18 protein-coding genes and 3 tRNA genes are annotated in these 15,971 nt (G+C 46.8%); 8 read left to right on the forward strand and 13 right to left on the reverse strand.

Annotation, left to right across the window (positions count from 1 at the left end; all coding sequences use genetic code 11):
• Window positions 1-3: 3 nt before the first annotated feature.
• Complete coding sequence (locus VFH06_04010; GenBank protein ID HET6747245.1) at window positions 4-657, forward strand: tetratricopeptide repeat protein; 654 nt, start codon at window positions 4-6, stop codon at window positions 655-657.
• 75 nt (window positions 658-732) lie between these two features.
• On the opposite strand, the gene VFH06_04015 is transcribed toward VFH06_04010, so the two are convergent.
• Both VFH06_04015 and VFH06_04020 read right to left on the reverse strand, forming a co-directional pair.
• Window positions 733-818, reverse strand: a tRNA-Tyr gene (locus VFH06_04015).
• Between the two features lie 43 nt (window positions 819-861).
• A tRNA-Thr gene (locus VFH06_04020) sits at window positions 862-938 on the reverse strand.
• A 325-nt stretch (window positions 939-1,263) separates the two neighbouring features.
• Between VFH06_04020 and VFH06_04025 the strand changes: the two genes are divergently transcribed.
• Together VFH06_04025 and rpmG are read left to right on the forward strand one after the other, a co-directional pair.
• Window positions 1,264-1,339 (forward strand) — tRNA-Thr (locus tag VFH06_04025).
• Between the two features lie 79 nt (window positions 1,340-1,418).
• Window positions 1,419-1,622 (forward strand): 50S ribosomal protein L33, encoded by a 204-nt coding sequence (gene rpmG, locus VFH06_04030; GenBank protein HET6747246.1) that lies wholly within the window; start codon window positions 1,419-1,421, stop codon window positions 1,620-1,622.
• A 38-nt stretch (window positions 1,623-1,660) separates the two neighbouring features.
• On the opposite strand, the gene VFH06_04035 is transcribed toward rpmG, so the two are convergent.
• The 5 genes from VFH06_04035 to VFH06_04055 all read right to left on the reverse strand — a co-directional run bounded on the left by VFH06_04035 (window position 1,661) and on the right by VFH06_04055 (window position 7,272).
• On the reverse strand, window positions 1,661-2,362 hold the full coding sequence (locus VFH06_04035) for a hypothetical protein (GenBank protein HET6747247.1): 702 nt from the start codon (window positions 2,360-2,362) through the stop codon (window positions 1,661-1,663).
• Window positions 2,362-4,308 carry a glycoside hydrolase family 15 protein gene (locus VFH06_04040; GenBank protein HET6747248.1) on the reverse strand — a complete coding sequence of 649 codons (1,947 nt, stop codon included), beginning with the start codon at window positions 4,306-4,308 and terminating at the stop codon, window positions 2,362-2,364. Before VFH06_04040 ends, VFH06_04035 begins: the two co-directional genes overlap by 1 nt.
• On the reverse strand, window positions 4,301-5,527 hold the full coding sequence (locus VFH06_04045; GenBank protein HET6747249.1) for a glycoside hydrolase family 57 protein: 1,227 nt from the start codon (window positions 5,525-5,527) through the stop codon (window positions 4,301-4,303). The genes VFH06_04040 and VFH06_04045 overlap by 8 nt, the downstream gene beginning before the upstream one ends.
• Entirely contained in the window at window positions 5,524-6,732 is a 1,209-nt protein-coding gene (locus VFH06_04050) for a glycosyltransferase family 4 protein (GenBank protein ID HET6747250.1), read from the reverse strand. Before VFH06_04050 ends, VFH06_04045 begins: the two co-directional genes overlap by 4 nt.
• 231 nt (window positions 6,733-6,963) lie before the next feature.
• Entirely contained in the window at window positions 6,964-7,272 is a 309-nt protein-coding gene (locus VFH06_04055) for a hypothetical protein (protein HET6747251.1), read from the reverse strand.
• On the opposite strand from VFH06_04055, the gene VFH06_04060 reads away from it, so the two are divergent.
• Window positions 7,255-7,731: a hypothetical protein gene (locus VFH06_04060; GenBank protein ID HET6747252.1), complete on the forward strand. Its 477-nt coding sequence runs from the start codon at window positions 7,255-7,257 to the stop codon at window positions 7,729-7,731. The genes VFH06_04055 and VFH06_04060 overlap by 18 nt on opposite strands.
• 35 nt (window positions 7,732-7,766) lie before the next feature.
• On the opposite strand, the gene VFH06_04065 is transcribed toward VFH06_04060, so the two are convergent.
• Window positions 7,767-8,417 (reverse strand): SDR family NAD(P)-dependent oxidoreductase, encoded by a 651-nt coding sequence (locus tag VFH06_04065; protein HET6747253.1) that lies wholly within the window; start codon window positions 8,415-8,417, stop codon window positions 7,767-7,769.
• A gap of 38 nt (window positions 8,418-8,455) precedes the next feature.
• On the opposite strand from VFH06_04065, the gene VFH06_04070 reads away from it, so the two are divergent.
• A complete protein-coding gene (locus VFH06_04070) occupies window positions 8,456-8,707 on the forward strand; it encodes a DUF2277 domain-containing protein (GenBank protein ID HET6747254.1) in 252 nt (83 codons plus the stop codon).
• A gap of 19 nt (window positions 8,708-8,726) precedes the next feature.
• Here VFH06_04070 and VFH06_04075 read toward each other — a convergent pair whose 3' ends face one another.
• Both VFH06_04075 and VFH06_04080 read right to left on the reverse strand, forming a co-directional pair.
• The gene (locus VFH06_04075) at window positions 8,727-9,872 is read right to left on the reverse strand and encodes an alpha/beta hydrolase (GenBank protein HET6747255.1); all 1,146 of its coding nucleotides are present in this window, start codon (window positions 9,870-9,872) and stop codon (window positions 8,727-8,729) included.
• Window positions 9,873-9,942: 70 nt separating this feature from the next.
• The gene (locus tag VFH06_04080) at window positions 9,943-10,434 is read right to left on the reverse strand and encodes a DUF1579 family protein (protein HET6747256.1); all 492 of its coding nucleotides are present in this window, start codon (window positions 10,432-10,434) and stop codon (window positions 9,943-9,945) included.
• 115 nt (window positions 10,435-10,549) lie between these two features.
• Here VFH06_04080 and VFH06_04085 point away from each other — a divergent pair, with 115 nt between their 5' ends.
• From VFH06_04085 to VFH06_04095, 3 genes are all read left to right on the forward strand, one after another.
• Window positions 10,550-11,215, forward strand: coding sequence for a Crp/Fnr family transcriptional regulator (locus VFH06_04085; GenBank protein HET6747257.1), 666 nt, complete (start codon window positions 10,550-10,552; stop codon window positions 11,213-11,215).
• 77 nt (window positions 11,216-11,292) lie between these two features.
• Entirely contained in the window at window positions 11,293-12,789 is a 1,497-nt protein-coding gene (locus VFH06_04090; GenBank protein ID HET6747258.1) for a glycosyltransferase family 2 protein, read from the forward strand.
• A 65-nt stretch (window positions 12,790-12,854) separates the two neighbouring features.
• A complete protein-coding gene (locus tag VFH06_04095; GenBank protein ID HET6747259.1) occupies window positions 12,855-13,250 on the forward strand; it encodes a hypothetical protein in 396 nt (131 codons plus the stop codon).
• A 125-nt stretch (window positions 13,251-13,375) separates the two neighbouring features.
• On the opposite strand, the gene VFH06_04100 is transcribed toward VFH06_04095, so the two are convergent.
• The 3 genes from VFH06_04100 to VFH06_04110 are packed head-to-tail and all read right to left on the reverse strand — an operon-like array spanning window position 13,376 to window position 15,951.
• The gene (locus tag VFH06_04100; protein HET6747260.1) at window positions 13,376-14,713 is read right to left on the reverse strand and encodes an ABC transporter permease; all 1,338 of its coding nucleotides are present in this window, start codon (window positions 14,711-14,713) and stop codon (window positions 13,376-13,378) included.
• Window positions 14,710-15,408, reverse strand: a complete 699-nt coding sequence (locus VFH06_04105) for an ABC transporter ATP-binding protein (protein HET6747261.1) — start codon at window positions 15,406-15,408, stop codon at window positions 14,710-14,712. The genes VFH06_04100 and VFH06_04105 overlap by 4 nt, the downstream gene beginning before the upstream one ends.
• A gap of 57 nt (window positions 15,409-15,465) precedes the next feature.
• Window positions 15,466-15,951 (reverse strand): GNAT family N-acetyltransferase, encoded by a 486-nt coding sequence (locus VFH06_04110; GenBank protein ID HET6747262.1) that lies wholly within the window; start codon window positions 15,949-15,951, stop codon window positions 15,466-15,468.
• Between the last annotated feature and the right edge of the window lie 20 nt (window positions 15,952-15,971).

Genomic DNA, 15,971 nt, shown 5'->3' on the forward strand with positions numbered 1-15,971 from the left:
CATATGTTAGGCGTAATCCTTATCGCAATCCTCGGTGGCTGGGCCATCTGGAAACCACAAACTATCGCAGAAGTTGCTACCGATCTTCCTCAGAAGATATCCGAAAAGTTAGATCGCCTATGGGACGTCGCCCAAGAATCCTTGCGTGATAAAAAATATCTCCGTGCTGAAAAGGCGCTCCTTACGATTCTTCGGATCGACGAACGAAATGCGACCGCATACAATCGTCTCGGTATCCTTTATGCCAAGCAACAGGCATTTAAGGATGCCATCGAGTGTTTTGAAATTGCCCAGAGCCTCGCGCCCAGTGCAAGCAGCCTTCATAACGTCGGGCTTATTTACTACGAGACGGGACAATACGAAAAGGCCGGCCTTGCATTTGAACAGGCACTCGCCATGGAGAATGACATCGCATCGCGCCACATAGCGTATGCGAAAGTACAAGAAAAGCTCGGACGATTAAAGCGCATGACCGAATCGCTTGAACATGCGGTTGAGCTTGAGCCAACTCCTCAAACTCTAAGTATTCTCGCAGATGCATACGACCGCAACGGCCAAAAAGATCTAGCCGCAGAACTCCGCGACAAAGCAGCTAAAATGATTATTCCCGAGGGTCAACCTAAGCAAATCCGTCAAGTTCGTCGGGTGGTTATGTAGCAACAGCTTATATCGTAGAGGGATGCTTCTAAAAGATGCTCACAAAAATGTGAGCATCTTTTTACTATTTTCATATGGTACTGGGGGTAGGATTCGAACCTACGAAGGCGAATGCCGACAGATTTACAGTCTGTTGTGTTTGACCGCTCCACAACCCCAGCAAACATCCACTACAAAACAACGACTGCTTCATTGTCTTGACTATGGAGCCGCCTTTCGGACTCGAACCGAAGACCTGCTGTTTACAAAACAGCTGCTCTAACCAACTGAGCTAAGGCGGCGGATTGTTTAAAGTACAGACATAAGTGTACCGTATAACAGGTTGTATTTCAAGATGTTACCTAAATTTCCGCCTCTTTCGTGCCGGGACCACCCTGAGCTGGGATCTGCATTTTGAGAATGCCCCCGCCTTTGGCGGTAGTAACGATATCCACATATTCCACACGACCAGTACACTGCCTTCCTCGCAGGGAATAGAACACGTACTACCTACCATTTAGGAACTACTATGACAACTAACTCGCTACGATAAACGATATAACAATCTCTCAGAGATATCAGCTTGGCTTACCGGAGTTAATTTGGTACAATATCGTACTAGAGCCTGCCGCGATAGCTCAGTTGGTAGAGCGCATCCATGGTAAGGATGAGGTCTCGGGTTCAAGCCCCGATCGTGGCTCCATGACATGATATCTCTGGTATTTTTTTATATTTTGTGCTAAAATAGCGGAAGTCCTAATAACAAACTAAGCGAGTAGTAAATGGCAAAGAAGAATACAAAGCGTAAATTGATTGCTCTTGTGAGTGCCCTAACTGGTCACCGCATCTACACAACGATCAATAAACAGAATCACCCCGAGCCTCTTGTAAAAAAGGCCTATGATCCTTTGGTGCGAAAACACGTCGAATACAAGGAAACCAAAAAGAACCTTGGCCGCAACGAAATCAAACCACGTAAAGGCTAAAATACAGAGCACTCTCACAAAACGAGAGTGTTTTTCGTTCATTCTTCATGATCAAGAACGCTTCTGTCGATAACCTGGCTGAGCCAAAGGCCGCTTTTTAGCATACGCTCAAGTAATTGCTGGGTTGGTCGAGCATGCTCCGCATAGATATACACACAGCTATCGGCTACTTCAGCCGTCAAGCTGCCAAACGATTCGCCTATTATTGTTGTCACTTCGGGATTGAAAATCGCTTCCGCCGCAATCATATGGGCAGGCTCGGTATATAACGCATACCTCTGAGTAAAAGCTGCCACATGTTGACCATACATGCCCAAGGGTACTTGTGTAAGCTGGGAGAACTTTGTAAATAAATGTGCATAAAATGTTTCATTATGAGCATGAAGCCCTAGAAAAATATGAGGCAAATCACGGGATGTATGCAAGTCAAAAGTCATGATAATCCAATTGTGCGTTCGTGCGGGCTTGCCGGGAAAATGAATTGTATCGTGGCGCTCAACCAGCATAATATCGTAACCGCCATATGAACCAATGCAGTAATGGTTATCTCGGTGTTTCGCAGAAACAGTCAGTCCGCGCACTAAGCGATGCTCGTCGCTTCGCTGGTCAACATAGCCAAAGTAGACAAGGCCTACTTTTTCCGCGAACTGACTGAATATACGGCGATGCAGGCGTGACTGTAACACTTTTGCAGGAGTAAAAGCATCTATAAAAAACTTTGTTTTACCAGAAAGCGACATCAGTGTTCATCCCCCCGAGTGATTTCATCGAGTAGTGTGGCGACATACTCCGCATGACTCCATGTAAGCGGTGCAACTCCCACGAATGAGCCGTCTCTTGGTGAAATTTGCTCAGGTAATATCCCGGTGTTTCCGGCACGATCACTGATCCAATGAATAATTCGCCGTGCCTGAGCGTGATCGCCTACCTCGGTATAGTACTGAGCAAGCCATAATGTTGTAATACACCAAGTATTACCCTTGGTGGAGGGATCAACTCGGTAATAATCATCATTCTCGTACCGTGGCAATCCGAACTCTTTCTCGTTAAGCCCGAATACTTCGTTGATCGTTGCTACAGTTGCTGTTACCTCTTCGCTATCGACAGAGAAAAGGCCAAACATAAAGGCACCGTAGAAGCTAGAGAGATCGATGGTCGAGTCAAATTCGACATGCCCATTTTTGACGATAACTCCTCGGTAAAAAGCCTTGCGCTCACGGTTATACAAATATTTATGAGCGGCAACTGCGATATCATCAGCTGCGGATCGCCATTTTACGGCGTTATCGGCATCTTCTGCTAGTTCGGCCAAATCGGCCGCAGCGAGGAGAGCTGCGTATGTAATAGCGGTAGTATAGGTAGTTGCTTGATAATATTGTTCCCACAATTCATAACTAGGACGCGGCAAGCCCGTCACTTCATCGATATATGAGGCTAAGAAATTAGCCATCGGAGTTACCATGGTGTGATAAAACTCGCGAAGCAGGCGTGGGCTAGCGTGCATATGGTAATACTGCGCGAAAACAAACAACACAAGAGCAGTTTCGTCTTCTTGAATGGGCGGTGCAACACCACCTTCGTGGACATACGGATGCCAACTGCTGCCAAGCGCACCATCGGCACGGTATTTATGCATTAAATAGCCATCAGCATGGAGTCCGCGTTGGCAAAATTCGAAAAAGCGATGCGGCTCATCAATGTATCCCATACGAATCAGAGGCCATAACGCATACGCACCATCGCGAGGCCAAGAGTAGCCATAAGCGTCTCGCGAATAATTAAGCACGGCAGTATCGGTACTTGCGATAACCGCACCTCGCTTATCTATCTGCGATTTAATAATCATAACGCTTCGCAAAAAACTCTCGCGAAGCGAGACGCTTACCCGTTCTGCGGCGATCTCGGCAGGCTTTAGCCACTCGTGCCACCAATCCGCAGTCATATGAAGTCGCTTTGGTAATCCATCACTCTCTACTTGACGATGTATGTACAGCGCTTCACGCATGGAAGTACCCGCGGCAATCCAATAATGTGCTCGAGAAGAGCTGTGGGGCCCTACGATAAGTTTGAAACGGATAGTCGAATCAACTCGTCCGTGCTCAACATTGCTCATGCTCAGCTCGCCGTCGTCCGCGTCTCTAAATGTACCTTCTCGCCCCTCTATGCCAAACAGACCTATACTATATTGATCAAATGGCTGGCCATCAGCGTCGCCACCAATAATAAACGCTCTTCGGCCGCGGTAGTGAAGGATCGCGTGTTGCTCAGGAAGATATTGTCCCGTATCGGTATTGCTGCGGCTATCACCAATAACAAACGCTTGGTGCATAAAGAGGCGTATTTCACGTTCTTCAGGAAGAAGATTGATAACGTGTACATTACGCATAAACGCGCTAATATGTGAGTCAACAACGTCATCAAATTCCAATAACACTCCCATACGCTCGTTTTTTGCCAGTATATGCCCGATCAATGCATCGACAGGATAACGGAAAGTAAATTCCCAGGTGCCATCATCCAACCAACTGATCTCGCCATTGATCCAAACACCCACTCTGTGCCTGAGCGATCGACCAGCTGCGTGGTTTTCAAACCCTACGTAAGGGAAGTAAAGATCATGAACGAGCCCAAAGTTATTGATACCAACGTGAAGCTCGCCGTTACTTAAAACAATTGGCCTAGCCATGAATACCTCCTTGATGGTATGCCATCAACCGGTAACGAACGTCCCTTAGGGCGTTCATGAAATAAAGAAACGCGTCATAGGGAGATTCATAAGGGCTAAAATAGGCATGTACGTCACCATCCGTAAACCATTTGGTGCACATGTAGTATACATGGTCAGATGTTTGCAGCTTGCGCCAGTCGCTGATAAGCGTCAGGTCGCCTGTGCGCAAAATATCATCCTCAAGGTCGTAGAGGTGCCTCAGCGCCTCCTGTTGCATGCTATTTCCAAGCCACGCGGTTAGATCTCGCTCTGTATCTGCCCACGTTACCGTGTGCGGCATACTTATTTCTCCTACGGGATCGTGGGCGGCGACAGCCTCTGCGGTAGTGTAAAATGTATTATCGGAATTCTCGAGCCACATTTGTACAAAATCCTCAAAGAATTCAAAGATACCGGTATCCTTCCACTGATGTTCGCCAAATGTCTCGTAGTCCATAAGCAGGTTAATAACTTGCGATCCATTTATTGAAGCATTCGTCCACTGGTTATATGCGTGCGCAGTAAGCGGCCACTGCTCCCATGCTCGATTACTAAATCTGAATGCGACATCGTCACTCAAACGATAATTCTTCAATAGTAATTTTATATTGTGCGTACCACTTGGCCGATAGACAAAATTAGGACTACGTCCGCCCAGCACCGGATCCCACCCTTCGGCCAATATACCCTTAAACCCATGCTCATCCGCCCACGATGCGAGCGCATCATTATAAGAAAGCTCCGTATTACGGAATACAGAAGTGTCTACCCCAAAAAGTTCTTTAATTTTTTTGCGGTGCATGGCGACCTGACGTTCAAACTCTTTCTTGCTGTAGAAGAAGGCGAGTGAGTGATAGTACGTTTCGGAGACAATATCGACTCGCCCTGAGGCGACAAGCTGTTTGAAACTTTCGAGTACTTCTGGCGCCCATTTTTCCGCCTGTTCGATGAAAGTTCCAGTAATGCTAAAGGAAACACGGAACTCAGGGTGTCGCTCCAAAAGCTTAAGAAGTAACTCGTTCATGGGCTGGTATGATTTTTCGACTACTTTGCGAAAAATCTTTTCATTGTTACGATCGCTATCAGAGTCTTTTTCATCAAAATAATCGTGATTAACTGCTGTGTCAAAAACGCTATACTCACGTATACGAAGAGGCTGGTGTACGTGGAGATAAAGGATAATACCGCGTTTACTCATGCCGCCACCTTTCCGCGAAGTTGTCTATAAAGGTGCATACATTGCTTTGCAACATCACGCCAAGACAGCCTGGCGTACTCTTGCCTCACATTTTGCCTAAGGCTGGCGGCAAGCGCCTTCGAAGTTGCGATTCCTATAAGCTGATCCGCCAGCTTATCCGTATCCCAAAAATCATATTTAAAAATGTTGTGAAGAACCTCACCAACTCCTGACTGTCTGGTGATAATAAGGGCGCTATCGTAATGGGCAGCTTCTAGAGCGGTTAGGCCGAACGGTTCACTCACTGAGCTCATAACGAATATATCGGCGACTTGATATGCATCTCGCCATTGTTTTCCTCTTACAAAACCCGTAAAAAAGACCTTATCGGCAATACCAAGCTGTGCGCTCAACCGAATAAGCTCATCCCGCTGTTCGCCATCACCCGCCAGTAAGAACACGAGCTTATGGTATTTTTCACTTGCTCTGGCTGCGGCTTTGATAAAGTGAACGAGCCCTTTTTGAATAGTAAAACGCGTGACAGTACCAACAACCGTATATCCTTCGTCCTTCAGGGCCTCAAGATATTTGTAGGTACGTGCATCGTATACCTCGGAAGTTAAGCTTTTAAGGTCGATGGCATTGTGCACAACCTCGATCTTATCCGCAGGAATACCGTATTTTTGGATAATAATGCTTTTTGTAATATTACTGACGGCAATAATACGATCGGCCATCATCAACCCCTGCTGCTCGATTTCGTGAACGAGCGGATTACCTTGTGTTTCACCCGAACGATCGAACTCCGTGGCATGAACATGAACGATAAGCGGTGCATTAGTAAGTTGTTTGGCGCGAATCCCGGCTTCGACCGTTAGCCAATCATGGGCGTGAATAGCTTCGGGGGGCGAATTGGCCACAAGCTTCTCGACATACTGAACGTAGTGTCGCTGTACGTCGCGGATCCCGCCTTCAAAACTGCTTTTGTCTCCAAAAGCTTGATTGCTATCATAGGCCCCCATTGAACCGTAGCGCTCTAGAGGATCAAGAGTTGTTGCGGCGTGGACGGTCATAAAGTCTGTATTCTGATGTTCTGCCGTGTAGGGTACGACAAAATCAATGCTCGCACCTTCAGCGGCGAGTGCTTTTGACATATAGTAACAGGCCACACCAAGGCCACCACTGTTGTGCGGAGGGAGCTCCCACCCGAGCATAAGTATCTTCATACTGCCTGTTCATGCGCTAACAGCTTAGCTGAACACTCCTTTCAACTGTATTGCTTTTTAGTATACGGGAGTGCTTATGCTTTTTCAACCGTGGTAAAAGGAAAATTTCTCGCAGTTATGTCTGTAAATTATTTAATTATGAACCTCGCACCCCAATACATATTGGGAGTCGAGGCTCACAGGCGAGCCTTTCCGGAAGACGGAAAGACTCGCCATGTGACGGTGTGTGTACTACAGGTCAGCTCGCTTCATGTTCGCATCCAGCAGGCGGAGGGCCTCGGAGTCGTACGTGTCGATCTCGCTGGTGGTCACCGGCGAACGGAAGGGAGAGAGCGGTGAGATACCGCCGAAGTACTCGGCGTCGATCACCACGGTGTAACCCTCCTTGGGGATGAAAACCTTGTAAGGCCCGTTGCCACTGTCCACCGACTCGATCTGAAGGCCACCCACAGAGAAACCGAGGACACCCTTCTTGTAGTTGACCGAACCATCCGCGTTCCACCACACCCAGGCGTACTGCTGGTGATCGATGGTCTGCATTCCACCCCAACCGACGTAGCCGGTGGGGCGAGGCTCCTTCATCTCCGTGTACTTCTCGATGGGACCGAACGTGCCAGCCATCATCGCGCGAGCGACCTTCTTGGCAGCCGGCCACACCTTGGCGTAGGCGTTGGTGCGGGCGGTCGAACGAAGGTAGTCGACCCCGATCTGTCTGTCGACGGCCGTGCCGAACTTGAAGGTTACGGCAGCCACCGAAGGAGCAGCGGTAGTCGTAGGTACAGGAATGGAGCTCGCGGTAGTGGGGGAGAGGGCGGCACCGGTGGGCTCCTCGTGGCCACCAGCGTTGAAAATGGCGACCGTACAGAGCTGGAAGACCGCTACCGCAGCTGCGATTGCAACCAACCACCTGATAACGTAGAGGAAAGCACCCTTGTCCATGCCTATTCTCCTGTCGATGTCGATGAGCGTGACACACAAACGTCACTATCTTTATTATAACACTTATGTTAAATAAAGTCAATTTGAGCGTCTGTTTACATGCTTGTAGCGAGAGTTATATCACGAATATAGTACGTACCCTTAAATTCCGCAGCGCTACGAACAAAATAGGCAAGGTCTTCGGGGCTCATAGCCCTTGAATCACCCCCGTGGGTCGCTATTGCGTCGGGGTAGATATTTGTTATTTTGAATGCGCTTGATTTCAATTCCTTTTGGAGTGTTTGAAAAAAGTATTTTTCTGCCGCTTTTGAGGCACCGTAGGCAGCACTATGTGAAGCGGACACATGTGCGGCGGTTGAAATAATGTTTATGATTCGTGCAGATTCAACAATTTTCGTTAGCGCGTGCGTCATGTATACAGCAGCAAAAAAGTTTGCGTTCATCTGCTTTTGATATACCTCTGGCTCAAGTTCTTGAAACTTTCCACTGATATACCCACCCGCGTTATTAATAAGAGTTATCGATGCTTTAGGGGCGCTTGCTTTTACAATGGCCCAAAATGCCTGACAATCCACAGCGTTGCTCGCATCGAACTGATGATACTCGACAGCCTCTGGCAACTCGCTAGGACGCGGCGAAGTCCCCGTGCCTACTACCTTCCAGCCTTCGCTGGCGAATGCGTTTGCCGTTACAAGCCCCAAGCCACGAGAAGCTCCCGTAATAACGACGATTTTTGTTATATTCATGACTCAATTATACTATTCTTAGGTAAAAAGGAGAGTATATGTGCCGCAATATTAAACCACTATTCAATTATGATCCACCAGCGACAAACCAAGAAATCCATGATGCAGCGTTGCAATTCGTGCGTAAAGTATCTGGGTTTCAGAAGCCGTCGGAGGTAAACGAAGCTACTTTTAACGAATCCATCGAAGCGATATCCGAAATCGTCCGTAATCTAGTTGACTCACTAAAAACCAGCGCAGAACCCATAACAGAGAAGAGGAGGCACGAAAAGCGCACGAGCGAGCCTTAAAACGCTTTGGGCAAGCGGCTTAAATAGGATGGCGAACCATCAACGACTGCTGGCTTTCTAACTTTTTTAGCTTTCGGTGCGTTGCTAATTTGGCTTGAAGATCGGTATACATCTTTTTATACGCATCGGGGTGAGATTCTATATCCGTGTGGGCTGTATCGCGGCTCGTTACCTTAACAAAGAAATTACCTTGTTCGCGCGCCAACCGTGCATATTTATTTGCTGAGCTCTCTTGATCGACAACAATATCCTTGCGTGGATCATTAGTGCCCATATATGCCATGTCGACACTTCCAAGTCGGCCGGTGTTTGCCTCGATGTTATGCGTAAGTAAGAATAGGTAAAGATCAAGCGCAAGAGCATTGGAGCACGAAGAGGCATAATCAAGTGACAGTGCTTCTTTTAAACATGCGATCGCACTTTTATCGCCATCGTGGAGCCGCTTTACAAATTCCGTTACCGTACGAGTACCGGGGCCACCACTTAGCTGTAGTGTGTCGAGCGCCCATGAAGCCCCCTCTGTAACCGATTTCATAAAATGCTGAGGTAGTTGCCGGGCGTCACTTGGATCAGCCGGGCTGCTATCCGCGATGACCATATCAACTTCCTTAATTTTTCCAGCTAAGTCCACTGCCATAAGGCCGCCTAAGCTGCTTCCAAGTAGCGTGACTGATGTGATGCCATTTTCACTGATGTATGCACGAATATGCGCTTCTAGCGTGTCGATGGAGAAGCGGCTCGCCGCATGTGTAAAGCCTGTCACATTGCCTTGTTCGGCTGCGACTGACGCCAAGGCTTGTGCGGCCGGAACAGAGCTAATGACATTAAAGCCAGGAAGGAAGATCGTTGCGGCATGCTCTTTGCCTTTGTGGGCAGCGGCGATCTGCTCTAGTTTCATCTCATTTCCATGATGAAGCGTTTCGCCATAGCTTGTATCGATGCGGAGCACCTCCATGCCGCCCGCAGCCACAAAAGCAGAATATACACCAACCTTACCGGCAGTACGCAAAAAACTACGCCTTGAATAGAGCGCTCTACGATGCTCCTCGTCTTGAGCGTAGCTTAGGCTTTCTTTTTTTCGAACACTTTCAAGGTCAGCCTCGCTGGCCGGCTGTGGGTAGGGGTCATATTCTGAATTTTGAGGTATTTTAGGAAGCTCTGCCATGCAGTTCGATACAATATCATGAAATTGCTATTCCTAAAATAATAGTACTTTTATGTTCTTGGGTCAACTACTAGAGCTTGTCTTCACTCCTGGTGAGGGTTCCTTCCATAAATGTAACCCACTTCCCATCTTCAAGCTTTTCGCCACGAGTTGCGATGGTACTGCCATCGTACGCCGGAGTAAGTACCGACCGAAACGCCTTTCCATCTCCAATAGTAACAATGCCATCTTCATCAATGCTTAGCGCCAATTTTACATATCCACCCGTGTTGTCGAATGAATGAAGCGGGTACGAGCCGCTTTCTTTATCATAAGCTCCGATCATGTCGAGGATATCGGCTTTTTCAGTTCCTACATACAAGTCAACACGATGCTGTAGAAAATTGCCACCCGGGAACCAGCGAAACTCATCCGTTCCGGTTACCTTTGTCTCTGTATCTGCGCCTATCATCTTCGCTTCTGTCGTCCACTTGCCGACGAGCGAGTTAAGAGCTTGCTGTTCCGGGGTTTGTTCTGCGTTCATTTTTTGTCCTCCAATAATCTTTTCTCTATTGTCTCGCATTTTTTAAGTATTTTAAACACAAGCTGGTGTGTTTTTTACAGGATTTAATTTTGGACCATACACGAATGGCAACTATAATGAGGGGAGCGGTTATGACTTAATAAAGGAGTAACTCATGAATATTTTGCATCATTTTTTAAGTAAATATAGTACCGAGCATTACGAAAAAGGCGAGGTTATATTGCAACAAGACAGCGAACCATCGTGCGCCCTCGTTGTAAAAAAGGGAGTCGTCAAAACATATAACTTAACTTCCAAGGGAGAAGAAAAACCAATCGGCTTTACAACAAAAAACGAGCTATTTCCATTAGGATGGATTTTTAATAAGATTCGTCGCGCCCAATATTACTACGAGGCGCTGAGCGACTGTGAAGTGTATTCGGTACCCAAGGACGAACTCGTCGCATATATTCAGGCCAATCCTGAAGCGATGCTCCATATCCTTAACCGCTGTGTACGGGATACAGTCCATAGTCAACTGCGGATCAATGCGCTCGGCCAATCCAAAGCTTCAGATAAAGTACTCCACACGATGCATTATCTCGCCCTTTGTTTTGGACGCGACTTACAAAAAGACATCGTCGAAATTCCGCTGCCGCTTACGCAGCAAGATGTTGCTAATTTTACAGGCCTTACACGCGAAACAATCAGCGTAGAATTGAAAAAACTTGCTTCCAGGGAAGTTATCTTCCAAAAAAATCGCAACTATGTCGTCCTAACAGATAAGTTGAATCATCTGCTCGACGATGGTTATGAACAACATATTATTCGACAAACGTGAAATAATTCATATTTTCGTCTTTTTTCCGTGTGCTAAGCTGCCTGACGGTAAACGTAGCACATATGTAAAGGAGATGAATGAAAAAATCTGCATCATTATACGTGATCATCATTTTATGCTGGCTTGGCTTAACCGCACTCACGTTTGTTCCGTTCATAGATGTCATTAAAAACTCAGAAACAAAGGGGCAACTCGTACTCGGACTTGTAAGCCTAAGCACAGCCTTCATTATTTATTTTTGGCTAAATGGCATGAAGGACCTTATCTATACAGCATATTATTTTGTCAAACGAAAGAAGTTCGGATTACCCGCAGATGGGGAGTGGCGCATAAAAAACGGCAACACGGCTGACAAGAAAGTTGTCGCCGTGTACTGTACCTACAACGATTTTAATAAGGAAAGTCTCGCGGCCTGTATGCATCAGGATTATCCAAACACATCCTATGTTATTTTGGATGATTCGACCGACCCCGACTATATTCAAGAAATTGATAGTTTTGCAAGCAAAAAAGATATAGAGGTAATTAGACGAGATAACAATATTGGATTTAAGGCAGGCAACTTAAATAACTATCTCCAAAAAGCCGACTTTGACTTTTTTGTCATTCTTGATAGTGATGAAGTTATCCCAAATAATTTTGTTACGAGAAGTTTAGATTACTTTGCTCACTACCCAAACGCAGGTATCGTTCAGGCAAATCATGTTGCAACACGAAACCGTAATAAATTCATGAAACTATTTGCGATTGGTGTCGACTCGCATTGGCCGACATATCAAACCGTAAAGCATTACCATGGCTTTCTCTCGCTGCTTGGCCACGGAGCAACCATTAGCCGGGAGTGTTATGAGGCTGCCGGGGGATTCCCGCACCTAGTAGCCGAAGATTTATGTATGAGTATCGAGGCCCGTAACAAAGGTTACTACGTAGCATTTGCGCCGGATATTATTTGCGAAGAAGAATATCCTATTAGCTATCTGGCGTTCAAGAAACGTCATTCAAAGTGGACCCAGGGCAACATGGAGTTCATCAAAAAGTACACTTGGCGTATCTTCAGATCAAAAATGACATGGTTTGAAAAGCTCGATATCATCTTATTTACCTACAGCCTGCCACTTTCTGCCTTTTTTGCACTTTACATCGTTATAAATGTCATATTGCTACCATGGCTGCATTACAAATTGGAGTATCCAGCGTGGCTCCTGATCCCCACAATTATGTTTCTCATTGCGCCGATGCTTAACGATATCATCTTCTACGGACGTAAGATCCATCCAATCCGTCTTGTTTGGTATCTGCTACACACGATTTTACTCTACGGTTCGATGCTATTTACAAGCCTTCGTGCATCGCTTAAGTCGGCCTTTGGAAAATCAATCTTCCTTGTGACGCCCAAAGATCATAATCATCTTGGCCGTTTTGAAGCTCTTTGGGCTAATAAAGGGGAGATTGGGTTTGGAATAGGGATATTAGCGGTTGCGTTTGCATTTAACCAAACTATTCTTTCAACGATCATTATTGCGATACCTGCATTATTTAGCGTTTACCTCGCGCTGATGGCGAATCGCAAGTAGGCTCCACTAGAACGGAAAAAGATACTATAATACCCATGTAACTATTCCCGTAGAGAGTGGCAGACATGACTTCTGAATTACCCGCGGACATTCGTGCACTATATAGAGAAATCGCCCGGGCGAGCTTAATATACTCGTTTCGGCAAGCTTTCGGAGAGGAACCACCGGACTACACAATCAACAACCCGCAAGAAGTTAAGCAGGCCGAGCGGGAGTGGCGCCGAAACTACGCGCGGGAAATCACGTTGCTCGCCATCGTGGCACAGCAAGCGCTTGGCTACCTAGATCAACGAGGTCATCAAGTTGCGCTTGCAAGCTTTACAAGTAGTGTAATTACGCAGCCCGAATTAGATAGGTTCATGAGCAACAATCCCTATCTCACGGAATTAGTAGCTCGCACCTGCCGGGATGCGGGCCAATTCCGAGCCCTGCTAGCACTGTTGAGCGAGCTTAAGAGCTAGATCGCCTGCCTGGAGACTCCCTCCTCATTGCTATACCCGGTAGCAAAATTCATGGTCACCAGGAGTAATTACAATAACCCCGCCAACCTTTTCTCATATCCAGATAAGGTTGGCGGGGCACTTTCTTACTGAGTACTGTTAAGAGCGGCCGATGGATCCACATTGGCAGCTCTGTATGCCGGATATAATCCGGCTAGCGTAGCAAATACAATAGTTATCAATAGTGCGCCCCCTGCCAGCCACCATGGAATTTGCGCAATATTGGTAAGCGCAAGCCCTTGAGAAGTGAGGAGAGAGCTTACGTACATATTGACATAGAACGTCGTTACAAAGCTCAGTCCGACTCCTATAGCTCCTCCTATCATTCCGAGAAGGCTCGCCTGGATAAGAAAGAGCCGAGTAACCATCTTCTTACGCGCACCGACAGCACGCCACACCCCAACCATATAACGCTGCTCAGACACAGTCATGAGCATAGTATTGGCAACGCCAAGCGCCGCAGCAACGATTGCGATTGCTGCTACGGCACCCAGTATAACCCACATCGTGGTTGAAAATTGCTGTAATTGCTCAACCTGGGCCAATGTTGAAATTTGACCATATCCTTGCGCTTGAAGCGCACTCGATACCGACTTTACATTAGCCGTATCATCAACAGAAAGCCGTATGGCCGTGTAACCATCGCTAGCAAGCTGATCAATCTTTTTTATATCAGCGCCCTCGTTGTACTGTGACGTTCGAATAGCGTGCGCCCAACCCATCGGAATAAAGAGACTACTTTGGTCGGGCCCTTTATCTGTGACTCCGATGATTGTTGCGGAAAGTGTTGTTACTGTTTGATTAAAAGTATCACTTATCTGCTTGGAGGCAGCCGCGGGCGGAATACTGGCGCCTTCTCCGCGGTAGCCTTTCTGAGTTGTGATTTGAATCTGCTTACCTATATATGAGCTTGGAGTGCCGCCGAGTTGTGATACGTATGCCGCGCCTAAAATAACAACATTTTTTTGATCGTTCGATTCAAATAATGTACCCGCGGCGAGCTTCAAAGGCGCATCACTACCGATTCCTTGAGCTTGAGCTACAAACTGCTTATCACTATTTGCAACAGCAAAATGATGAAACTCCCATATATTGGCCCTTGCTGAAACAGATGTGACATGGGGTAACTTAGAGAGGCTTTCCGCCGTTTGGTCTGTGAGCTTTTCGGTAAGGTGGTTTACTTCCTGGACACCTCCGAAAGGACTGAGCGCTTGGCTATTTTGGCTAGGTGTTACCGTAATAGCTGTAAGGGCATCGCTGGAACCAAATTGATCAGTAATCGCTTGGCGACCACCGATACTGAGTGCTGCCATCGTTACAAGAATAACTGTGCTAATAATAAGTGCCAAGATAGTTAAGAGCGACCTAAGTGCTTGGCGACGTATATCTTTTCCGGCAATTATAAAATAATCCGTCAGTCTCATCGTAGCTCCTCTTTCTCGATGTGACCATCACGAATGTAAATAGTGCGGTCTGCTCGGCGCGCCAATGCAACATCATGCGTCACCATCAAAACGGCAATTCCTTGGACTCGACAAAGCTTTTCAAGTATAGTCATGATTTCGTTACCTCTTGCGGAATCAAGGCTACCCGTAGGTTCGTCGGCAATAATAATATCCGGATTATGCGATAGTGCGCGTGCGATACTGACACGTTGCCGTTCGCCTCCAGATAATGTGTCAGCTCGCTGATCCATACGTTTCTCGAGTCCAACGGCGCGAAGTAATTTTTGTGCCCGTTCACGGCGCTCATGAGATGCCACACCCGCAACAACCAGAGGCATCGTGACATTTTCAATGGCAGAATAATAGGGGATAAGGCTATAGTTTTGAAATACAAAGCCGATCCTTTCATTGCGATATCGTGACATTTGCTTGTCGCTTCGTTTTTTTAAGGGAGTATTTCCAACACTAATCTCACCTGTACTTGGAGTGACAAGCCCTCCAATAATATGCGTGAGAGTAGTTTTGCCCGAGCCAGATGGACCAACTATGGCAAGCAGTTCACCTTTATAGAGCGAAAGAGACACCTCATGAAGCGCGGTTATACTTGTACGCCCTTGACGATATTTTTTTGAGACAGCATCAACAGAAAGTATCACATTCTTCTCTATACCCATTCTATTAGTATACCGAAATAAAGCAGGCTAACCAACGCCTCCAGCCACCATAGAAGATTAGCCGTGAACTACAGAAGGCCACTCCATTTGCGCCATGCTAATTGGGCCGTACTTGAATGTATGGCCGGTGAGTTCATAGTTATTAGGTGGACGACGATAGAACCGTTGTCCGGCGACGTTAGATTCGGCAACGTCAAGAACAACAGGATGATTGGGGTGGAACCACTCCGTATGAGCCTCGCTTAAAAGGGCCTGTCCAATACCCAGTCCACGTCGACCAATTGCAATGTGCAAACTCCGAAGTTCCTGCGTCCCATTATCATGTTTTCGTGCCTCTAAATATCCAACGATAGCTCGTTCTCCCAGAGGTCGCGCAGTCAGCCAATAGTTTCGCGCCTCGGGCTGAAGAGCACGTTCAAACCAGATGCGTATACTAATCTTGAAATCACTGCTGATACACCTGAAGAAACCGCGAATGTTATCAAAGAATTTAACTCGGGCTTTTACAGTTTCCTGCTCGACAAAAGTAAGGAGGGCAAAAATGACATTTACTTTAGTTGTTC

This window comes from Candidatus Saccharimonadales bacterium, from assembly GCA_035697325.1.
Classification (GTDB): Bacteria; Patescibacteriota; Saccharimonadia; order Saccharimonadales; family Saccharimonadaceae; genus JALRBM01.